The following is an 18,115-nucleotide window of genomic DNA, read 5'->3' on the forward strand; positions in this document are numbered from 1 at the left end:
CGATAGACAGCCGCCTCGCGCCGTAACCGACAGCGATCAGACCGAAGAGCGGAGGAGGATCGGGAGCGTCGCGAGCATGGCCGACGTTTCACGTCGCCGGCCGCCGAGTCTCGCCCCACTGCGGATTGATCAACGCGAAGGTCTCGTGGTCGCGCCATTCGCCGTCGATGAACAGGTAGCGCGGGCTGAGGCCTTCGCGCTGGAACCCGAGCCGCTCCAGCACGCGCCGACTGCGCGCGTTCTCCGGCCGCACCGACGCCTGCACGCGGTGCAGCGACACCGCCGGCGAGAAGGCCTCGTCGATCAGCTGCTTCAGCGCCTCCTGCATCAACCCGGCGCCGACGCAGTCCTCGTCCAGGCTGTAGCCCAGCATCGCGCTCTGGAACACGCCGCGCACCACATCCGACAGCGCGCAGACGCCGATCACGCGACCGGGCGCCTCCGCCAGCGACAGCCAGTAGCGCCAGATCGTGCCCGCATCGAAGGCGGCTTCCTCACGGGCCAGTCGCGCTCGCGTGACCTCCAGTTCCCAATGATTGGCCGGACGCGTCGGATCCCAACGGGCGAAGTGCGCGAGGTTGCGCGACTGGTAGTCGACCGCGGCCTCGGCCAGCGCGGGCACGGAGGCCCGCATCAGCAGGCGCTCGGTCCGCAGCAGCTTGAGCGGTGATCCGGGACGGTAATCAGCCGGAGAGTCGTCAGGGGGAACAGGCATGGCGCAACTGTAGTCGCCCGATCCGGCCGACTGGTGTGTCGACGTCAACGCGATCGCTCGACCGCCTGCTTCGCCGGGATCCACATCCCCAGCAAGGTCGCCGCCAGCATCGCCAGCCCGCCGGTGACCGCGATGCCGCCGGCCAGCGACGCCGTCGCCACCAGCGCCGACAGCAGCGCAGGCCCGCAGGAGCCGCCCACGTCGGACAGGAAGCGCCACACCGCGAGGAAGTAGGCGCGACCGTGGCGCGGCGCGTGGTCGGCGCCCAGCGTCATGATCAGCCCCGAGCCGATGCCGTTGCCGAAACCGATCGCCGTCGCGGCGATCAGCAGCGTGGTGAAGCCGGCGGTGAGCGGCATCAGCAGCAGCGCGATGCCGATGATCGCCATCGACGGCACCGCCACCCAGCGCCGGCCCTTCAGGTCCATCACGCGGCCCGCGGGATAGAACAGCAGCATCTCGATGCCGCCGGAGATCCCGTAGATCAGCGAGGTCACCGCCGGCGCCAGCAGCAGGTGGTCCGCCCACAGCGGGATCACCGCCTGGCGCGATGCCCGCACCGCGCTGACCAGCATCACGCCCAGGCCCAGGGTCAGGAACACCCGGCGGTGATCGGCCACGATGGACTTCAGCGACACCGGCGCCGGCGCCGCGCCAGCAGGATGCGGCGGCGCTTCCAGGTCCGGCAGCCGCGCGCCGATCGCCGCCGCGGCCAGCACGCCCGCGATGCCGACGCCGAACGCCGCCTCCAGCCCGAACGCATGCACCGCCGCCGCCGACAGGAACGGCCCGATGAACATGCCGATCCGCATCACGCCGCCCAGCGTGGACAGCGCCCGCGCCCGGTAGGCGGCGGGCACCGCCTCGGTCAGATAGCTCTGGCGCGCCAGGTTGTAGACGGCCTGCGACATGCCCACCATGAAGCAGCCGATGCCCAGCGCCAGCACGCCCGGCAGCAGCACGCACAGCGCCATGCCCAACGCGCTCCAGACGCCGGCCGCGACGATGGCCCAGCGTTCGCCCCACCGCATCGTGATCACCGACGCCGGGATGTTGTTCAGCAGCGAGCCCAGCCCGATGAGCGTCACCACGAAGGCCGCCATCGACACCGACGCCCCCAGGTCCCGCGCCATCAGCGGCACGATCGGCAGGATCGCGCCCTCGCCCAGGCCGAACAGCATCGACGGCCCGAACGCGGGAACCGCGATCCGGCGGAACGAGAACTCGGCATCAGACGTTGCGGAAGGTGTCGACATCGGAGGTCAGGCGTGGGGCAAAGGCTGACACGACGATAAGCGAGGTCCGTGCCAGGCGTCGACGCTCTTCGCCCGCAGGACCGTGCCGCGCGCATTCCTCGCCCGTCGCCCTCCTTCCATCGCCCGGACATCGCACCGGCCCTCACGCCCCGATGGCGCGAGACGCGTCGCCACCGTCGCTTTCATGCCGTTGCAATCGAATACCTCCAAATTGTGAAAGCGCTTTCAGAATGCGCGGCTTTTGCCTAGGATGGTGGGCGCAGGAGAGAAGTCGCAGTCCCGGACGGGCGTCGAAGAGCGCTGGCCGGACCGCGTCGATCGGTGCCTCCAGCACACCATCGAAACCTCTTGGAGACTTCATGAATCGCCTCCTCTGCTGGCTGGGCGCATGCCTGGCCTTCCTCGTGCTGAGCTTCAGCGCGCCCACCACGCAGGCGCAGTCCAATGCGAGCTTCTCGCACGGCGTCGCGTTCAACGGCAGCCAGGCCACGCTCTGGTTCAAGTCCAACGTCGCGACGACCTGGGTCGACGCGCACTACCAGTTGAACGGCGGCGCGCAGCAGAACCTGCGCATGCCCTTCAACGGCGGCGCGGCCCGCTACGAGCTGGCGCTGCCCGGCGCGGTCGCCGGCACGCGCGTGGACTACTGGTTCACGTACAACAACGGCAACCCGGCCTACGACAGCGCGCGCTTCACCGCGACCGTCACGACCGGCGGCGGCACGACGGATCCGGGCACGCCGCAGAACCCGGGCAACCCCGGCAATCCGGCCGACTGGAACGCCCGCACGACCTTCAAGATCGAGAACGCGACCAACGGCCGCTGGCCCGACTCGCAGGTCTACTGGGCCATCATCGGCAAGAGCTGGCAGACCGGCGAGTTCGTGCACGTCGACGCCGGCGGCAACCTCGTCCCGATGCGCCTGTCCGACAACACCGTGACGAAGAATGGCCGCAAGTACGCCAACTATTTCTTCCCGTTGTCGCAGACCAAGCAGATCACGATCCCGCCGGTGAACTCGGCGCGCGTGCTCATGTCGGTGGGCAGCCCGATGTTCATCGAGGTGAACACGGACGGCGCGGGCAACATCGCCTACGCCGGCGCCAACATCGAGAACTCGAGCGATCCCAACCTGGACGTCATCTTCGACTTCGGTGAATTCGCCCTGATCCCCAAGGGCCAGCCGGACCAAGGCATCTTCATCAACACGACCCGCGTGGACCACTTCGGTTTCCCGCTGAAGCTGCGCCTTCAGGGCCTGGGCGGCTACGACAAGACGGTCGGCGAGCCGCTGACCGAATCGCGCGACACGCTGTTCACCAAGTTCCAACAGGAAGTGCCGGTCGAGTTCCGCAGCCTGGCGGAGCCCAATTTCCCGAACGTCCCGTACCGCACCCGCATCCTGGCGCCGGCGCATTTCACCTTCCGCCCGGGCGACGTGAACGGCGCCTACCTGGACGGCTACATCGGCGAGATGTGGAACCGCTTCAAGACGCAGGACCTGGTCTTCACGCTGGACAACCTGGGCACCTTCCGCGGCCGCGTGGACGGCAGCACCAACCGATTCGTGTTCACCGGCGGGCGCTCGAACGGCACGTACTACATCAACGGCCAGCCCAACACGGCCGAGGTCTTCCTGGGCGCGGGCAAGCTGGACGATCCGCGCAAGCCGGACGGCAGCTTCCAGGTCGACACGCCCGCCGACGCGGCCAAGTCGATCCAGTTGCAGATCCAGGCGCAGGTGTGCGCGGCGCTGAACCGCCACGTGCTGGCCACGCCGGCCGACTGGTACCGCCCGGCGGCCTTCTACCCGGCCGGCACGCGCGGCAACTGGTTCGCCAAGTTCTGGCATGACCATTCGATCAAGGGCACGGAAGGCAACGCCAACGGCTACGGTCTGGCCTACGGTTTCGCGTACGACGACGTCGGCGGCTTCAGCCCGTCGCTGCACACGAATGCGCCGACGACGGTGACGTACACGATCGGCTGGTAAACCGCTTCAGCGCCCGTCGCATCGAAGGCCCCGCCCGGCGGGGCCTTCAGCTTTTGGGGCACGGAGATCAGAAGTACGCGATCCAAAAAGCGAAGAAGATGAAGCCATAGATGAGCAGGGCGGTGGACCATTCGGCCAGTTTCCGATTCATCCGGACACGCCGATTCGCTCCCGCTGGCCACACCTTGTCGGGTCGAGGCCGCCTCACCAGTTCCTCCACCGCGGGGTCCCCCGCCGTTCTTCTCCAGGCTCCGTTCAGCGGCAGGTGATGCCATTCGATCCTGGGCTCGACGACCTCAAGCGTCGACACGCGCACCTGACGATGGAAGGCCGTCAGAGCCGTCAACAGAGCGGTCTCATACCCTGCGGGAAGCACGGCTTGACCGCCCCCGATCACTGAAACTCCGATCACAGCGGACACGTCGTGCTTCCGGCTGACTTCGCAGCAGACGTCGCGGAAGCAAAACAGGTAGTACCTGTAGCGGTCCATGACATAGATTGGCGGAACATTGACCAGGTAGGCGTCGTCCGCCACCAGGTATTGCTTCCGGAGCGTCCCGCGCTCCCAGAAACTGCGCAGGTACCAGATGCGATCGGGGTCGTAGTCGATGTCGTGGCAAAGCCGTTCGTAGGCGGCCAGGTCGAAGGGCGCGGTCGTGTACTTCAACTCAGCGACTTCAATGCCTTCAACGCTTTCACCGCATTCAGCGTCCTCTTCCTTCATTGCGCGCCTGCGGCTCCTAGCGCAAGGTGCTTCGCCAGAAACCTCTCCATCCGCCCGTAGAAGTCGACGTCGGTGGACAGCTTGCGCCACCCGTGGCCTTCGCCGTCGTAGGTGACGTACTCGATGTCCTTATGCCCGGCCTTTTCCAGCGCGCGGCGGAAGTCCGTCGCGTGATCGATCGGCACGCGCTGATCGTCGATGCCATGCGCGATCAGCACCGGCGCCTTGATGTCGGCCGCGCGTCGCAGCGGCGAGGTGCGGCGCAGACGCTCGGCGTCCTTCACGCGGTCGCCGATCATGGCCGTCATGCCGAAGCGCCGCGACGCGTCGCTGGCGTCGCTCCAATCCAGGCTGAACAGGTAGTCGAGGTCGGTGACCCCGGCCCAGCTCACGCCGCAGCGGTACTGCCCCGGGTCCTTGATCAGGCCCATCATCGACGCGTACCCGCCGTAGCTCGCCCCCGCGATGCAGACCCGGCGCGCATCCACCCCGCCCTGCTTGACCGCCCACGCGAGCGCATCGCTGACGTCGTCGATCATCCCCTCGCCCCATTGCTTCCAACCGGCCTTGAACAGCTGCTCGCCGTAGCCCTCGCTGCCGCGGAACTCCGGCTCGATCACGACGTAGCCGCGCGAGGCGAGGAACTGCGGCAGCGCGTTCCAGCCCCACGACGTGCCGCGCACGAAAGGCCCGCCATGCACGAGCACCACGGCCGGTCTCGGGCCGCCGGCCTTGCCGCGCGGCGTCGTGACCGTCACCGGGAACTCGAGTCCGTCGCGGGCGCGGATGCGGGTCTGCTCCACCTGCGCCATGTCGGCGGCGCGGATCCACGGCCGCGAGGAGCCGAACTCCCGCAGCTTCTTCGCGCGGTGGTCGTAGAGGAAGTACTCCGCCGGCTGCGTGTCCGACATCGAGGTCACCATCACGCGGCCGGTCTTGAGGCAGCGGCGGCATTCCAGCGTGTTGGCGCGGCCGGGCAGCGCCTGGTCGACCGTCGCCTGCATCTCCTTGAGCGTCGCGTCGAACCAGTGCGTGGACGGCGCGTCGTTCTCGAAGTGCAGGCCGAGCAGACGCCGGCTGTCGGCGTCGAAGATCGCGGCGCCGTCGAAGTCGAAACCCGTCAGCGAGACCAGCGGCTCGGTCTCCTTCTTGAGCGTCTTGGGGTCGATGCGGTACAGCGCCTGCGTGCCCGCGGGCGACCTGGCGAGGACCAGCCGCAGATCGCGGCCGTCGGACGCGAACGGCCGCACGGTCGGCGAAGCCACCCAGTCGCCTTCCTGCGCCAGCGTCCAAGCGCCGTCCGCCGTCTTGAAGTACAGCGCCTGGCGGTTCTCGTTGAGCGTCTGCAGCGCCCAGGGCTCGCCGGCGGGGTCCAGCTCCCAGTTGACGGCGAAGTCCGGCGACTTGGCCTCCAGCGTGCGGCGCTGTTGCGTCTGCACGTTCAGGCGAGCCAACTGGACCGACTTCAGGTCCCAACGTGCGTCGTAGCGGCCATAGCCGATGACCACCTCGCCGCTGTCGTCGTCAGGCACGTCGTAGAGGAACCATTCGAACGGCAGCGCCCGCGTGATGATGCGCGAATCGATACGGCTCTCCTGCGCGTAGCGCGTCAGGATCAGCTGCCTGCCCTCGGAGCCGTCGCGCTTCACGGTCCACAGGCCGGCGGTGTTGTAGTCGCGACGCTTGCCGGCCTCGTCCTTGCCGGAGGTGTAGACCAGGCGATCGCTGCCGACCCAGTCGAAGTGGGCGATGTCGGAATCGGTGAAGCTCGCGACCTGCGTGATGCGGTTGCCCTGCTCCAGCTCGATCACCGCGAGCGCGCTGCGCTCGTGCTGCGCGCTGCTCACGACCAGCGCGATCGCGCGGCCGTCCGGCGAGATCTTCGGGCGCCGCATCATCGGGTCGCGGAAGAAGTCGGCGACCGAAGGCGGTTTGCCTGTCGACGTCGCCGCGGCCGCGGGCGCCAACACACTCTGCGCGCGCGGACCGGTGTGCATCACACCCAGCGCGCCGAGCACGCAAAGGCTCGCCCAAGTGGCATGGCGCCACCCACGAGATTGATTCATCCCTCTCTCCCTGAATCGAAAATGTGCTTTTTGAATGGGCGCATTTTTCGTGAGGTCGACCCGTGCCGGCACCGGGTCGATCCATGAGAGAAGGCGACTCGCCGACGTGCTAAGCCCGCCTCAGCAATTGCCACCCGACTTCAGACTCTTCAGACACCACCGCTCCGTCCCGCTGGTCGTGTCGTTGCCCCAGTACGTCGGCGTGTAGTTCCAGATCGGCCCGCCCCACGGCAGGCTGGGGTTGTAGGTCATGCTGGTCACGTAGACGTAGTTGGCCGTCGTGCCCTTGAGCGTCGCCTGCATCTGCGCCTGCGTCGCGGAGTGGATCAGGAGCCAGGTCTTGACGTTGAGCGAGGTCGCCAGGTTCTGCACGTCGCCGTTGAGCCAGCTCGCGCCGTTGAGGTAGTCCGCATACGCGGCCTCGTACATCACGATGTGCTCGCCGGACTGCGCCGCGCTGACGAAGCAGCCGCTCGCGCCCGGCCAGCCCGCGTTCCAGACCTTGATGCCGCCTGCCCCCGAGCCCGACACCATCGAGCGCACGTTGGCCCACTTCGACGGCGTGCCGCTGCACTTCTGTGCGTCGGTCAGCGAGGCGTCGTCGTGCGCGGCCTCGTCGAAGAAGAAGCCGTCCACGCCGCCCAGCGTGTTCTTGTAGGCCGAGAGCTCCGTCGGGATCGCGTTGTAGCGGGTCAGCTCGTCGGCGGTGTTGCGGTCGTAGCCGGTCGGCACATAGCCCAGCACCTTGCCGCCCTGCGCGCGGATGCTGGCGATGACCGCCTTCCAGTTGGTGATCTGGCTCGCGCTCAGCCCCTGCGCGCCGCTGTTGGGATTGATGACGACGTAGCTGCCCAAGGGCACCTGGCCGCCGTAGGTGCTGGCGGTCTCGCCCCAGTAGGCGATCAGGCCGAAACCGGTCGGCGCCGCCGTGGCCGTGGTCGCGACACCGGCCGCCGCGCCCGCGAGCGCGACGACGGCAGAAAGTCGGGAGAACGTGTTGAAAAGCGTGGTCGGACGCGCGGTCAGCCATGTGGCTTGCTTCATGAGATCCCCTGGTCGTGGTGAATGACCAGCGGAGTCTAGGAAGCCATCGAATTCTTTCGAATATGGTTTACGCCACGTTTTTCTCTTTCCTTACAACATAAATCGAAAGTTTTATTTTCGATTTGTACGAAAGCGAAAGCCATCATCGGGACCGGGCGCACCGTCCAATCACTGCGTCCAGCGTCCGCCGAACGCCCTGAGCAGCGCCACGCGATTGGCCTGCTCGGTCTGTCGCAGCGTCACCAGCGCGCGCTTCGCCGTCGTCGCCTGGCGTTGAGCATCAAGCAGCTCCAGCTGGCTGCTGCCGCCCAAGCGGTAGCTGCGCTCAGCGAGGCGTTGCGACTGCTCGGCCGCATCGACCTGCGCCTGCTGCGCGTCGAGCCGCTCGGCGAGTTGGTCGCGCACCGCAAGCGCATCCGCGACTTCGCGGAACGCCGTCTGCAAGGCGGACTCGTAGTTCGCCAGCGCTTCCTGCCGGCTGGCCTCGCTGACCTCGACCTGCGCGCGGCGTTGTCCGCCGTCGAAGATCGGCAGGTCGATCTGCGGCACGATGCTCCATACGCCGCTGCCGCTCTTGAAGAGGCCGTCCAGGTCCGGACTGCGCGTGCCGGCGCTCGCCGTCAGCGTCAGGCGCGGGAATCGCGCCGCGCGCGCCGCGCCGACGTCGAAGGCGGCCGCGCGCAAACGCTGCTCGGCCGCGCGCAGATCGGGCCGCTGCAGCAGCACGTCGGCGGGCAGACCGCCCGGCACCGCCGGCAGCACCGTGACGTCGACGCCGCCCGGCGTGGACGTCGTGCCTGGCGCGGTCGGCAGGAGCCGATCCGGCAGCGGCTGGCCGACGAGCAGCTCCAGCTGCAATCGCGCCTGCGTCACCGCGCTGACGCTTTCCGCCGCGTCGCCGCGTGCGGACTCGAAGGCCGCGCGCGCACGCGCCCGATCCAGCCCCGACGCCGCGCCGAGCGCGTACTGCCGCTCGGCCAGATCCAGCGAGCGCTGCTGGCTGTCGCGCAGCTCCTGGTTGAGGGTCAGGCGTTGCTGCGCCGCCGCCAGGCCGAGCCACGCCGTCGCGACCTCCGCGGCCAGGCTCAGCCGCGTGCTGCGCTGCGTCTCCTGCTCCGCGAGGAAGCGCGACAGCGCCGCGCCTTCGAGGCTGCCGAGGCGGTTGAACAGATCGATCTCGTAGCTCGCCAGGCCGAGGTTGACGCCGTAGGCCGTCGTCGCGCCTTCGCCGTTGATCGTGCGCTGGCGCGTGACGGAGCCACCGACGCCGATCTCGGGCAGACGGTCCGCGGCGGTCACGCGGTACTGCGCCCGCACGCGCTCGACGGCGGCCGCGCTCGCGCGCAGGCTGCGGTTCTGGTCGAGCGCCGTGGCGACGACCTCGTCCAGCCGCGCGTCGGCGAAGAAGCCGCGCCATTCATGCGAGGGCGCCGGCACCGTCGATGTCGACGACGCCGCGGCGGCGTTCGGGCGGAAGTCCTCGCGCAGCGGCGGACGCGGCGTGTCGGTGCTCGGCACCAGGCTGCCGCAGGCGCTGAGGGCGAGCAGCAACGGCAACAGCACGGCGCTCCTCGTCGACCTGCTCGACCTCGAGTCGGCGCAAGCCGGCCCGGGGGAGACGATTTGCGACAGCGTATGAGGAGCCCCCGGGCCGGCTTGCGCCGACGGGCGAAGTGCAAGAACGCGGCTCATGCCCGCACCTCCGGATCCTGGTGTTCCTCGGCCTGCGCCGCCGGAGGTTTCGCGCGGCTGAAGCGCTGCTTCACCCACAGGTAGAACAGCGGGACGAAGAAGATCCCCAGCAGCGTCGCGCTGCCCATGCCGCCGAGCACGCCGACGCCGATGGCGCGCTGCGAGCCCGAGCCCGCGCCGCTCGCGAAGGCCAGCGGCAGCACGCCCATCATGAAGGCCAGCGAGGTCATCAGGATCGGCCGCAGTCGTTGCCGGCACGCCTTCAAGGTGGCGTCGAGCACGCTCATCCCCTGCCCTCGCAAGGTCTCGGCGAACTCCACGATCAGGATCGCGTTCTTCGCGGAGAGCCCCACCGTCGTCAGCAACCCGACCTGGAAGAACACGTCGTTCTGCTGCCCGCCGAGGTGGCTGGCCGCGAGCGCGCCGATGATGCCCAGCGGCACGACCAGCATCACGCTGAAGGGCACGGACCAGCTCTCGTACAGCGCCGCCAGGCACAGGAAGATGAACAGCACCGACACGGCATAGAGCATCGGCGCCTGGTCGCCCGAGAGCCGCTCCTGGTAGCTGCGGCCCGCCCATTCGAAGCCGATGCCGGGCGGCATCTCGCGCAGGATCGATTCCATCGCCTTCATCGCCGCGCCGGAGCTGACGCCCGGCGGCACGTCGGCCTGGATTTCATAGGCCGCGCTGCCGTTGTAGCGGACCAGCTGGCGCGGACCGTTCTGCCACGTCGCCGTGGCGAAGGCATTGAACGACACCATCGTGCCGGCGGCGTTGCGCACGTACCAGTGGCGCAGCGCGTCCGGATCGGCCCGGTAAGCGCCCTCGCCCTGCACCAGCACCCGCTTGACGCGGCCGCGGTCGATGAAGTCGTTGACGTAGCTGCTGCCCAGCGCGATCGACAGCGTGTCGTTGATCGTCGTCGTCGCCACGCCCAGCGTGCCCGCCTTCTGGTCGTCGATGTTGATCTGCAGCTGCGGCGTCTCGGTCAGGCTGTTGATGCGCGCGCGCGCCAGCTCGGGATGCTTGTTGGCCTCGTCGATCAGGCGCTCGCGCGCCTCGGCCAGCGCGGCGTTGCCGACGCCGCCCAGGTCCTGCAGGAACAGCTGGATGCCGGCGCTGCCGCCCAGGCCGCGCACCGTCGGCGGCTGCACGATGAAGATGTTGGCGTCTCGCACCTTCTTGCCGAGCTCGCGGCTGAAGCGCTCGGCCAGCGCCGCGGCGCCCTGCTGCTTCTCGGGGCGCTCCGTCCAGTCGGTCAGCCGGATGAAGCCCTGCCCCGACCCCTGGTCGCCGTTGGCGCCGCGCACGAGGTTGTAGAACTGCACTTCCTTCTGCTCGGCCAGGTAGGCCTCCATCGCCTGCGCGACCGCTTCCATGCGCTCGGCCGTGGCGCCGGGCGCCATGCGGACCTGCATCTGCAGGCTGCCCTGGTCCTCGTCGGGCAGGAAGGAGGTCGGCAGCGACTTGTAGAGCAGCGCCATGCCGCCGATCAGCAGCAGGTAGACGAGGAAGCTGCGCACGCCGCGCGCCGTCAGCCAGCGCACGCGCACGACGTAGCGCTCGCTGAACTTGTCGAACTGGCGGTTGAAGCCGCCGAAGAACCAGTCCAGCTGCTTGCCGAACGGGCCGCCGTGGGCCGCGTGCTCGCCCTTGTGCACGGGCTTGAGCAGCGTCGCGCACAGCGCCGGCGACAGGCTCATCGCCACCAGCACCGACAGGATCATCGCGCTCACCACGGTGATCGAGAACTGGCGGTAGATGATGCCGGTCGAGCCGCCGAAGAAGGCCATCGGGATGAACACCGCCGACAGCACGACCGCGATGCCCACCAGCGCGCCGCTGATCTCCTTCATGCTCTCGCGGGTCGCGTCGCGCGGGCTCAGGCCCTCCTCGCGCATCAGGCGCTCGACGTTCTCGACGACGACGATCGCGTCGTCCACCAGCAGGCCGATGGCCAGCACCAGCCCGAACATCGTCAGCGAGTTGATCGAGTAGCCCGCCAGCGCCAGCACGCCGAAGGTCCCCAGCAGCACCACCGGCACGGCGATCGCCGGCACCAGCGTCGCGCGCAGGTTCTGCATGAACAGGTACATGATCGCCACGACCAGCACCATCGCCTCGATCAGCGTATGGACCACGCCCTCGATGGACACGCTGATGAAGGGCGTCGTGTCGTAGGTGACGGTCGACTTCATCCCGTGCGGGAAGAAGGGTTCGAGCTCGGCCAGCTTGGCCTTCACCAGCTCCGCGGTCTTGAGCGCGTTGGCGCCGCTGGCCGGCAGGATGGCCATGCCCGCCGCGGTCTGGCCGGTGCTCTTGACGTTGGTGGTGTAGCTGTCGCGGCCCAGCTCGACACGGGCGACGTCGCCCAGCTTCAGCGCGGAGCCGTCCGCCTGCACGCGCAGCACGATGTTGCGGAACTGCTCCGCCGTGGTGAGCTTGGCGCGCGCGGTGATGATGGCCGTCAGCCGTTGGCCTTCAGGCGCCGGCTGGGCGCCGAGCTGGCCGGCCGAGACCTCGGTGTTCTGCGCCAGCAGCGCGTTGCGGATGTCGCCCGGCACCAGCGCGTAACGCTGCAGCTGCGCGGGATCCAGCCAGATGCGCATCGCGTAGCCGGAGCCGAAGACGTTGATGTCGCCCACGCCCTCGATGCGGCTGATGATGTCGACCAGCGTGCTGGACAGGTAGTCGCCCAGGTCGGCCGAGGTCACGGCCGGGTTGTCGCTGGTCAGCATGATGACCATCAGGTTCTCGGTACCCGCCTTGGTCACGCGCACGCCCTGCGCCTGCACCGCCTGCGGCAGCCGCGAGAGCGATTGCGAGACCTTGTTCTGGACCTGCATCTGCGCCAGGTCCGGGTCCGTGCCGGCGACGAAGCTCAGCACGGTGCTGGCGCCGCCGGAGGCGTTGCTGTTGGACTCGATCGAGAACAGCCCGTCGATGCCCTTGAGGTTCTGCTCGATGACCTGCGTCACCGAGTCCTCGATCGCCTTGGCGGCGGCGCCCGGGTAGCTGGTGTTGATCGAGATGCGGGTGGGCGCGATGTCGGGGTAGCGCTCCAGCGGGAGGAAGCGCACCGCGGCGCCGCCCGCCAGCATGATCACGATGGCGATGACCCACGCGAAGATGGGCCGGTCGATGAAGAACGAGGCCATGGTGTCAGCGCCCCGCGCCGGAGGCGGTGGTGGCCGCCGACGCGGCCGGGCCGCCGATCTCCGCCGCGACCGCGGCCGTGGCGGACGCCGCCGCCGAGGCGGCGGTGCCGGGGACGCCCGCCGAGCCCTGGGCCCCCGGCGCGCCCTTCTTCAGCCCGGCCGGCACCGGCGTGACCGGTTGACCGGCACGCACGCGCTGCAGGCCTTCAATGGCGAGCTTGTCGCCCGCCTTGAGGCCGCTGGCGACCAGCCACTGGTTGCCGACCGCGCGGGTCAGCACCAGCTGGCGCAGCTGCAGCTTGTTCTCCGGCCCGACGACCAGCGCGGTCGCCTCGCCGGTGGGCGAGCGCGTCACGCCCTGCTGCGGCACGAGGATCACGCCGCTGTCGATGCCGGCCATCAGCTTGGCGCGGACGACCATGCCGGGCAGCAGGGTGCCGTCGGGGTTGGGGACGATCGCGCGCAGCGTCACCGCGCCGGTGCCGCGGTCCACGGTCACGCCGCTGAACTGCAGCGTGCCGCGGCGGGCGTATTCGGTGCCGTCCTCGAGCATCAGCCTGACCTGGCTGCTGCCGCTGCGGGCGTCGAGCTGCCGGCGCAGCTGCAGGATCTCGGCGCTGCTCTGGACGATGTCCACATGCATCGGATCGAGCTGCTGCACCGTCGTCAGCGCCTGCGTCTGCGCGGCGGTGACCAGCGCGCCGGCGGTCACGGTGGAGACCTCGATGCGGCCGGAGATCGGCGCCGTGATGCGGGTGCGGTCCAGCTGCACGCGCGCGGCGTCCAGCGCGGCACGGGCCACGGCCACGTCGGCCTGCGCCTGGCGCAGCGCGCTGGCGCTGTCGTCGGCGCTCTGGCGGCTGAGGGCGTCGGCCTTGAGCAGCTCCGCGTCGCGCTCGGCGCGGCTGCGGGCGACGGCCACCTGGGCCTCGGCCTTCTGCAGCGCGGCGGCGGTGCGGGCGCGTTCGGCCTCATACGTGGCGGCGTCCAGCTGGTACAGCGGCTGGCCGGCGCGGACCAGCTTGCCTTCCTCGAAGAGCCGCTTCTGCACGATGCCGGTCACCTGCGGGCGGATCTCGGCGACCTGGCTGGCGGACAGCCGGCCCGGCAGCTCCAGCGACAGCGGGGCGTCCTGCGTGGTGACCACGATCACGCCGACCTCGGGCAGGGCGCGCTTGGCGGTGTCGTCCTTCTTCTCGCCGCAGCCGGCGAGCACGAGCACGGCCAGGGCGGCCAGCGCCGTGGCGATCGGGCCCAGGGTCGGAGCGCGCGGCGTGCGCGACGGCAGCAACGAGGCGGTCGACGACGTCAGGGGCGCGGATGTCAGAATCTTCTTCGGCATGGCGGGAGATGCTCGGCCATGAATGTGGAGAGACCTTGAAGATCGCGTCAGCCGCGCGGCCTCCGCCCAGAAGGCTTGCCGGCCGCACGGCGGCGGCGCCATGATCCGCTGCGTCGAGGGATTGCCATCACTTTCGGCACCCTGGCGCTCCATGCCCCTCTCTCCGCGGCCTGTTGTCCGTCCTTGCCCCGCTCCTCCGGATGAAGCTCTCGTTCACCCTCACCGCCCGGCTCTTCGCCGCCGTCTTCAGCACCGCCATGGCGGTGGCGCTGGCGATGGGCGTGTTCTCGCACATCAACCTGAACCGGGACTTCATCGGCTACCTCAACGAACAGGGCGTGAACCGGCTGGAACTGGCCCGGACCAGCGTCACCGCCGGCTACCGCGAGAACGGCAGGAGCTGGGATTTCCTGCGCCAGAAGCCCGAACTCTGGGGCCGGCTGCTGCGCCCGCTGGTGCCGGAGGCGGACATGCCCGCGGTCAAGCACGGCCCCGCCGAGCTGACGGGCGCGACGCGGCGCTTCACGCTGTTCGACGAGAACCGCGAGCGCGTGGCCGGTTATGCGGGTCCGGTGGAGCCGACCGTGGAGCGGCCGATCATCGTCGACGGTCTCACGGTCGGCTGGTTGACGCTGACCCCGATCGAATCGGTGAGCCCCGGCGCGGAGAAGCATTTCTACGACGCGCAACTGCGCTCGGCCTGGGTGGTCGGCGGCGCGGCGGTGCTGCTCGCGGGCGCGGTGGCGTACTGGATCTCGCGCCGGCTGCTGAGCCCGGTGCGACGCGTCGCCGTGGCGACGCACCGGCTGGCGGCGGGCGACTTCGAGGTCCGCGTGCCCGAGACGCGCCGCAACGACGACATCGCCGGCCTGGGCCGCGACTTCAACCAGCTCGCGCTGACCCTGCAGCGCAACGAGGCGATGCGGCGCGAGTTCCTCGCCGACGTGTCGCATGAGCTGCGCACGCCGCTGGGCGTGCTGCACGGCGAGCTGGAAGCGCTGGAGGACGGCGTGCGCAAGCTCGACGCGCAGGCGCTGCGCTCGCTGCAGGGCGAGGTCGCGATCCTGCACAAGCTCGTCGACGACCTGCACGAGCTGTCGATGGCGGACGTCGGCGCCCTCGCCTACCGCAAGTCGGAGGTCGACCTGCGCGAGCTGATCGACGTGACCGCCGGCGCCTTCGGGGAGCGGCTGCACGGCAGCGGCCTGAAGCTGCAGCTGGATCTGCCGGAGCAGCCGCTGCGCGTCTTCGGCGACGAGCGCCGCCTGCGGCAACTGCTGGGCAACCTCGTCGAGAACAGCTGCCGCTACACCGACGCGGGCGGCGCGCTGAGCATCAGCGCGCGGCGCAGCGGGGAGCACGCGGTGATCGACGTGCAGGACACCTCGCCCGGCGTCGGGCCGGAGCATCTGCCGCGGCTGTTCGAGCGCTTCTTCCGCGTCGACGCCTCGCGCAGCCGGCGCGGCGGCGGATCGGGCCTGGGGCTGTCGATCTGCCAGCGCATCGCGGAGGCGCACGAGGGCCGCATCGAGGCGCGCCCCTCGCCGCTGGGCGGTCTCTGGATGCGTGTGGAGCTGCCGGTCCATGTCTGAGAACGGCACGGGATCGCCCCCCGGATCAGGCGCGGTATCAAGCGCGGTATCGGGCGCGGGATCGGGTGCGGTATCAGGCGCGGGATCGGGTGCGATATCAGGCGCGGGATCGGGCGCGATATCAGGCGCGGGATCGGGCGCGATATCAGGCGCGGGATCGGGCGCGATATCAGGCGCGGGATCGGGCGCAGGATCGGGGGGTGCGGGATCGAGCGGAGGATCGGGCGCTGGCGCGGCATCGGGTCTGGCGCCGATGCCGATGGAGCCGGGTCCGTCGCGGGTGCTGGTGGTCGAGGACGAGCCCAAGCTCGCGGCGCTGCTGGCGGACTATCTGCGCGCGGCCGGGCACGAGCCGGAGTGCGTGGCCGATGGCCGCGACGTGATCCCGGCGTGGACGGCGCGCCGGCACGACCTGATCCTGCTGGACCTGATGCTGCCGGGCATCGACGGACTGACGCTGTGCCGCAGCTTGCGCGCGATGAGCAGCGTGCCGATCCTGATGCTGACGGCGCGGGCGGACGAGTCGGACCGGCTCGCCGGTCTGGAGACCGGCGCGGACGACTACATCGCGAAGAACCCCTTCAGTCCGCGCGAGGTGATGGCGCGGGTGAAGGCGGCGCTGCGCCGCGGCCGTGCGCACGAGATGGCGACGGCCGCCGCGGTGGCCGCCTTCGCGGCGGGCAGCGAGGCGCTGTCGATCGACGAGGCCGGCTGGACCGCCACCTGGCGCGGCGAGCCGCTGGACCTCACGCCGATCGAGTTCCGCCTGCTCCACATCCTGGCCGCGCAGCCGGGGCGCGTGTACGCGCGCACGCAGCTGCTGGACCTGCTGCACGTCGATGGCCGCGAGGTCACCGAGCGCGCGGTCGACAGCCACATCAAGAACCTGCGGCGCAAGCTGGAGCGTGCGGGCGCCGGCACGGACCGGATCCGGTCGATCTACGGGGTGGGTTACCGTTTCGAGCGGTGACAGGTCTTGCCTGGACCGATGGTCCAATCCGCACTGCGCGGACTCGGCAGTCAACGAGCGACGAACCGCCGCGTTATTCGAACGAGCATTTGCTGACGACTCCGAAGCGTTCCGCAACATGACCGCAATGAGACGGTCACGGCGCTTTCGGACAGTCGATTCCCGGGAGGAACCCTGAATGAAGAAATGGATCGCCATCGGCGCACTGGCGCTTCTGAACGCCTGCGCTTTCACGTCCTACACCCGCATGTTCGGGGGCTACGGCTACAGCGACGCGCCGCTCTCGCCGGACCGGTACCGCGTGACCTTCGCCGGTTACCAGGGCGACGTGCCGTCCAAGGCGGCCGATCAGGCCCTGCTGCGCAGCGCCGAGGTGACGCTGACGAAGGGCTACCGCTACTTCGTCGTCGTCGAGGAGCGCAACGACGTGCTGACCAGCAGCTACACGGTGCCGGCGACGCAGACGACCGAGACCACGAGCAAGGTCGAAGGCAATGAGACGAAGTCGGTCTCGACGACCACCTACAACGAGGCCAAGACGGTCACGCAGAAGCAGCCGGCGACGACGCTGACGATCCAGTGCTTCGCGGACAAGCCCGCCGGCGTCGCGCCGGAGAAGGTCTACGACGCGCAGTTCCTGTGGACGGAGATGGGACCGCGCTACGGCGTCAAGCGTCCGCCGAAGGCCTGAGCGCAACTTCGGACAGCCAAGCCGCCACGGCCGGCAGTCCGGCCGCCGCGGTCGTCTGCCACCGGAAGCCCACCTGCGCGGCCACGTCGCCCGGCTGCGGATTGATCTCGACGATCACCGCATCCTTCGGTGCGAGCCTCACCATGCCCGCCGCCGGATAAACGACGCCGGAGGTGCCGACGATCAGCAGCAGGTCGCAGTCGGCGATGCGTTGCGCCGCCGCGTTCACGACCTCGTCGTCGAGCTGCTCGCCGAACCACACGACGCCCGGACGGATCGAGCCCTTGCCGCACGCCGCGCAGGTCGGCGGCGTCAATCGACGTTGCGCTTCAGGCGGCGGGTGGTTCAAGGTCGCGCGCGCGCCGCAGCGATCGCATCGCGCGGCGAAGAGACTGCCGTGCAGGTGCAAGGCACCTTCGACGCCCGCGCGCTCATGCAGGTCGTCGACGTTCTGCGTCACGACCTGCGCGCCGAATTCGCGCTGCAAGCGAGCGACGGCGACATGGCCCGGATTCGGCGTCGCGGCCATCACGTGACCCCGGCGCCATTCATACCAGCCCCAGACGGTCTCCTTGTCGCGCTGCCAGGCGTCAGGTGTTGCCAGCTGCTGGGGATCGAACTCGCCCCACAGCCCGTTGCTGCCTGAGCGGAACGTCGGAATGCCGCTGTCGGCCGACATGCCGGCACCGCTGAACACGACGATGTGCTCGAAACGGCGATCCAGCAATTGACTCAGTGCTGTGGGTAGGTCGCCCCACTCGTTCTTGTCATTCATGTTCAGAAGTCCGTCGATTTGCACTGCACGATTCCCCCGCGAGAGGGAGTTCGTCTCCCCCGAGGATTCGAGTGGGCCGCAGTGATGCGCTCG

The 18,115-nt window shown here is 69.4% G+C and carries 13 protein-coding genes; 4 read left to right on the top strand and 9 right to left on the bottom strand.

The annotated features are described in order from the left end of the window. Positions 1 to 88 precede the first annotated feature (88 nt). Both ACQ4L4_RS08985 and ACQ4L4_RS08990 read right to left on the bottom strand, forming a co-directional pair. Complete coding sequence (locus tag ACQ4L4_RS08985; protein WP_431103899.1) at positions 89 to 715, bottom strand: GNAT family N-acetyltransferase; 627 nt, start codon at positions 713 to 715, stop codon at positions 89 to 91. 44 nt (positions 716 to 759) lie between these two features. Then, on the bottom strand, positions 760 to 1,971 hold the full coding sequence (locus tag ACQ4L4_RS08990) for an MFS transporter (protein ID WP_377154743.1): 1,212 nt from the start codon (positions 1,969 to 1,971) through the stop codon (positions 760 to 762). A 359-nt stretch (positions 1,972 to 2,330) separates the two neighbouring features. Here ACQ4L4_RS08990 and ACQ4L4_RS08995 point away from each other — a divergent pair, with 359 nt between their 5' ends. Next, the gene (locus ACQ4L4_RS08995) at positions 2,331 to 3,965 is read left to right on the top strand and encodes a glycoside hydrolase family 64 protein (RefSeq protein ID WP_431103900.1); all 1,635 of its coding nucleotides are present in this window, start codon (positions 2,331 to 2,333) and stop codon (positions 3,963 to 3,965) included. A gap of 67 nt (positions 3,966 to 4,032) precedes the next feature. Here ACQ4L4_RS08995 and ACQ4L4_RS09000 read toward each other — a convergent pair whose 3' ends face one another. From ACQ4L4_RS09000 to ACQ4L4_RS09025, 6 genes are all read right to left on the bottom strand, one after another. Beyond that, positions 4,033 to 4,689, bottom strand: a complete 657-nt coding sequence (locus ACQ4L4_RS09000) for a hypothetical protein (protein ID WP_431103901.1) — start codon at positions 4,687 to 4,689, stop codon at positions 4,033 to 4,035. Further along, complete coding sequence (locus tag ACQ4L4_RS09005; RefSeq protein WP_431103902.1) at positions 4,686 to 6,755, bottom strand: alpha/beta hydrolase family protein; 2,070 nt, start codon at positions 6,753 to 6,755, stop codon at positions 4,686 to 4,688. Before ACQ4L4_RS09005 ends, ACQ4L4_RS09000 begins: the two co-directional genes overlap by 4 nt. A gap of 120 nt (positions 6,756 to 6,875) precedes the next feature. Next, positions 6,876 to 7,799: a spherulation-specific family 4 protein gene (locus ACQ4L4_RS09010; protein WP_431103903.1), complete on the bottom strand. Its 924-nt coding sequence runs from the start codon at positions 7,797 to 7,799 to the stop codon at positions 6,876 to 6,878. 168 nt (positions 7,800 to 7,967) lie between these two features. Next, positions 7,968 to 9,362 (bottom strand): efflux transporter outer membrane subunit, encoded by a 1,395-nt coding sequence (locus ACQ4L4_RS09015; protein ID WP_431103904.1) that lies wholly within the window; start codon positions 9,360 to 9,362, stop codon positions 7,968 to 7,970. Between the two features lie 125 nt (positions 9,363 to 9,487). Next, complete coding sequence (locus ACQ4L4_RS09020) at positions 9,488 to 12,652, bottom strand: efflux RND transporter permease subunit (RefSeq protein ID WP_431103905.1); 3,165 nt, start codon at positions 12,650 to 12,652, stop codon at positions 9,488 to 9,490. 4 nt (positions 12,653 to 12,656) lie between these two features. Continuing rightward, positions 12,657 to 13,994 carry an efflux RND transporter periplasmic adaptor subunit gene (locus ACQ4L4_RS09025; RefSeq protein WP_431103906.1) on the bottom strand — a complete coding sequence of 446 codons (1,338 nt, stop codon included), beginning with the start codon at positions 13,992 to 13,994 and terminating at the stop codon, positions 12,657 to 12,659. 200 nt (positions 13,995 to 14,194) lie between these two features. On the opposite strand from ACQ4L4_RS09025, the gene ACQ4L4_RS09030 reads away from it, so the two are divergent. From ACQ4L4_RS09030 to ACQ4L4_RS09040, 3 genes are all read left to right on the top strand, one after another. Next, the gene (locus ACQ4L4_RS09030) at positions 14,195 to 15,586 is read left to right on the top strand and encodes an ATP-binding protein (protein ID WP_377154729.1); all 1,392 of its coding nucleotides are present in this window, start codon (positions 14,195 to 14,197) and stop codon (positions 15,584 to 15,586) included. 259 nt (positions 15,587 to 15,845) lie between these two features. Continuing rightward, positions 15,846 to 16,556 (top strand): response regulator, encoded by a 711-nt coding sequence (locus ACQ4L4_RS09035; RefSeq protein ID WP_431104904.1) that lies wholly within the window; start codon positions 15,846 to 15,848, stop codon positions 16,554 to 16,556. A gap of 178 nt (positions 16,557 to 16,734) precedes the next feature. Continuing rightward, positions 16,735 to 17,247, top strand: a complete 513-nt coding sequence (locus ACQ4L4_RS09040; protein ID WP_377154725.1) for a CC0125/CC1285 family lipoprotein — start codon at positions 16,735 to 16,737, stop codon at positions 17,245 to 17,247. Here ACQ4L4_RS09040 and ACQ4L4_RS09045 read toward each other — a convergent pair. Beyond that, positions 17,225 to 18,022 carry an SIR2 family NAD-dependent protein deacylase gene (locus tag ACQ4L4_RS09045; RefSeq protein ID WP_431103907.1) on the bottom strand — a complete coding sequence of 266 codons (798 nt, stop codon included), beginning with the start codon at positions 18,020 to 18,022 and terminating at the stop codon, positions 17,225 to 17,227. The genes ACQ4L4_RS09040 and ACQ4L4_RS09045 overlap by 23 nt on opposite strands. Positions 18,023 to 18,115 lie beyond the last annotated feature (93 nt).

This window comes from Roseateles noduli (assembly GCF_050626985.1).
Taxonomy (GTDB): Bacteria; Pseudomonadota; Gammaproteobacteria; order Burkholderiales; family Burkholderiaceae_C; genus Roseateles; species Roseateles noduli_A.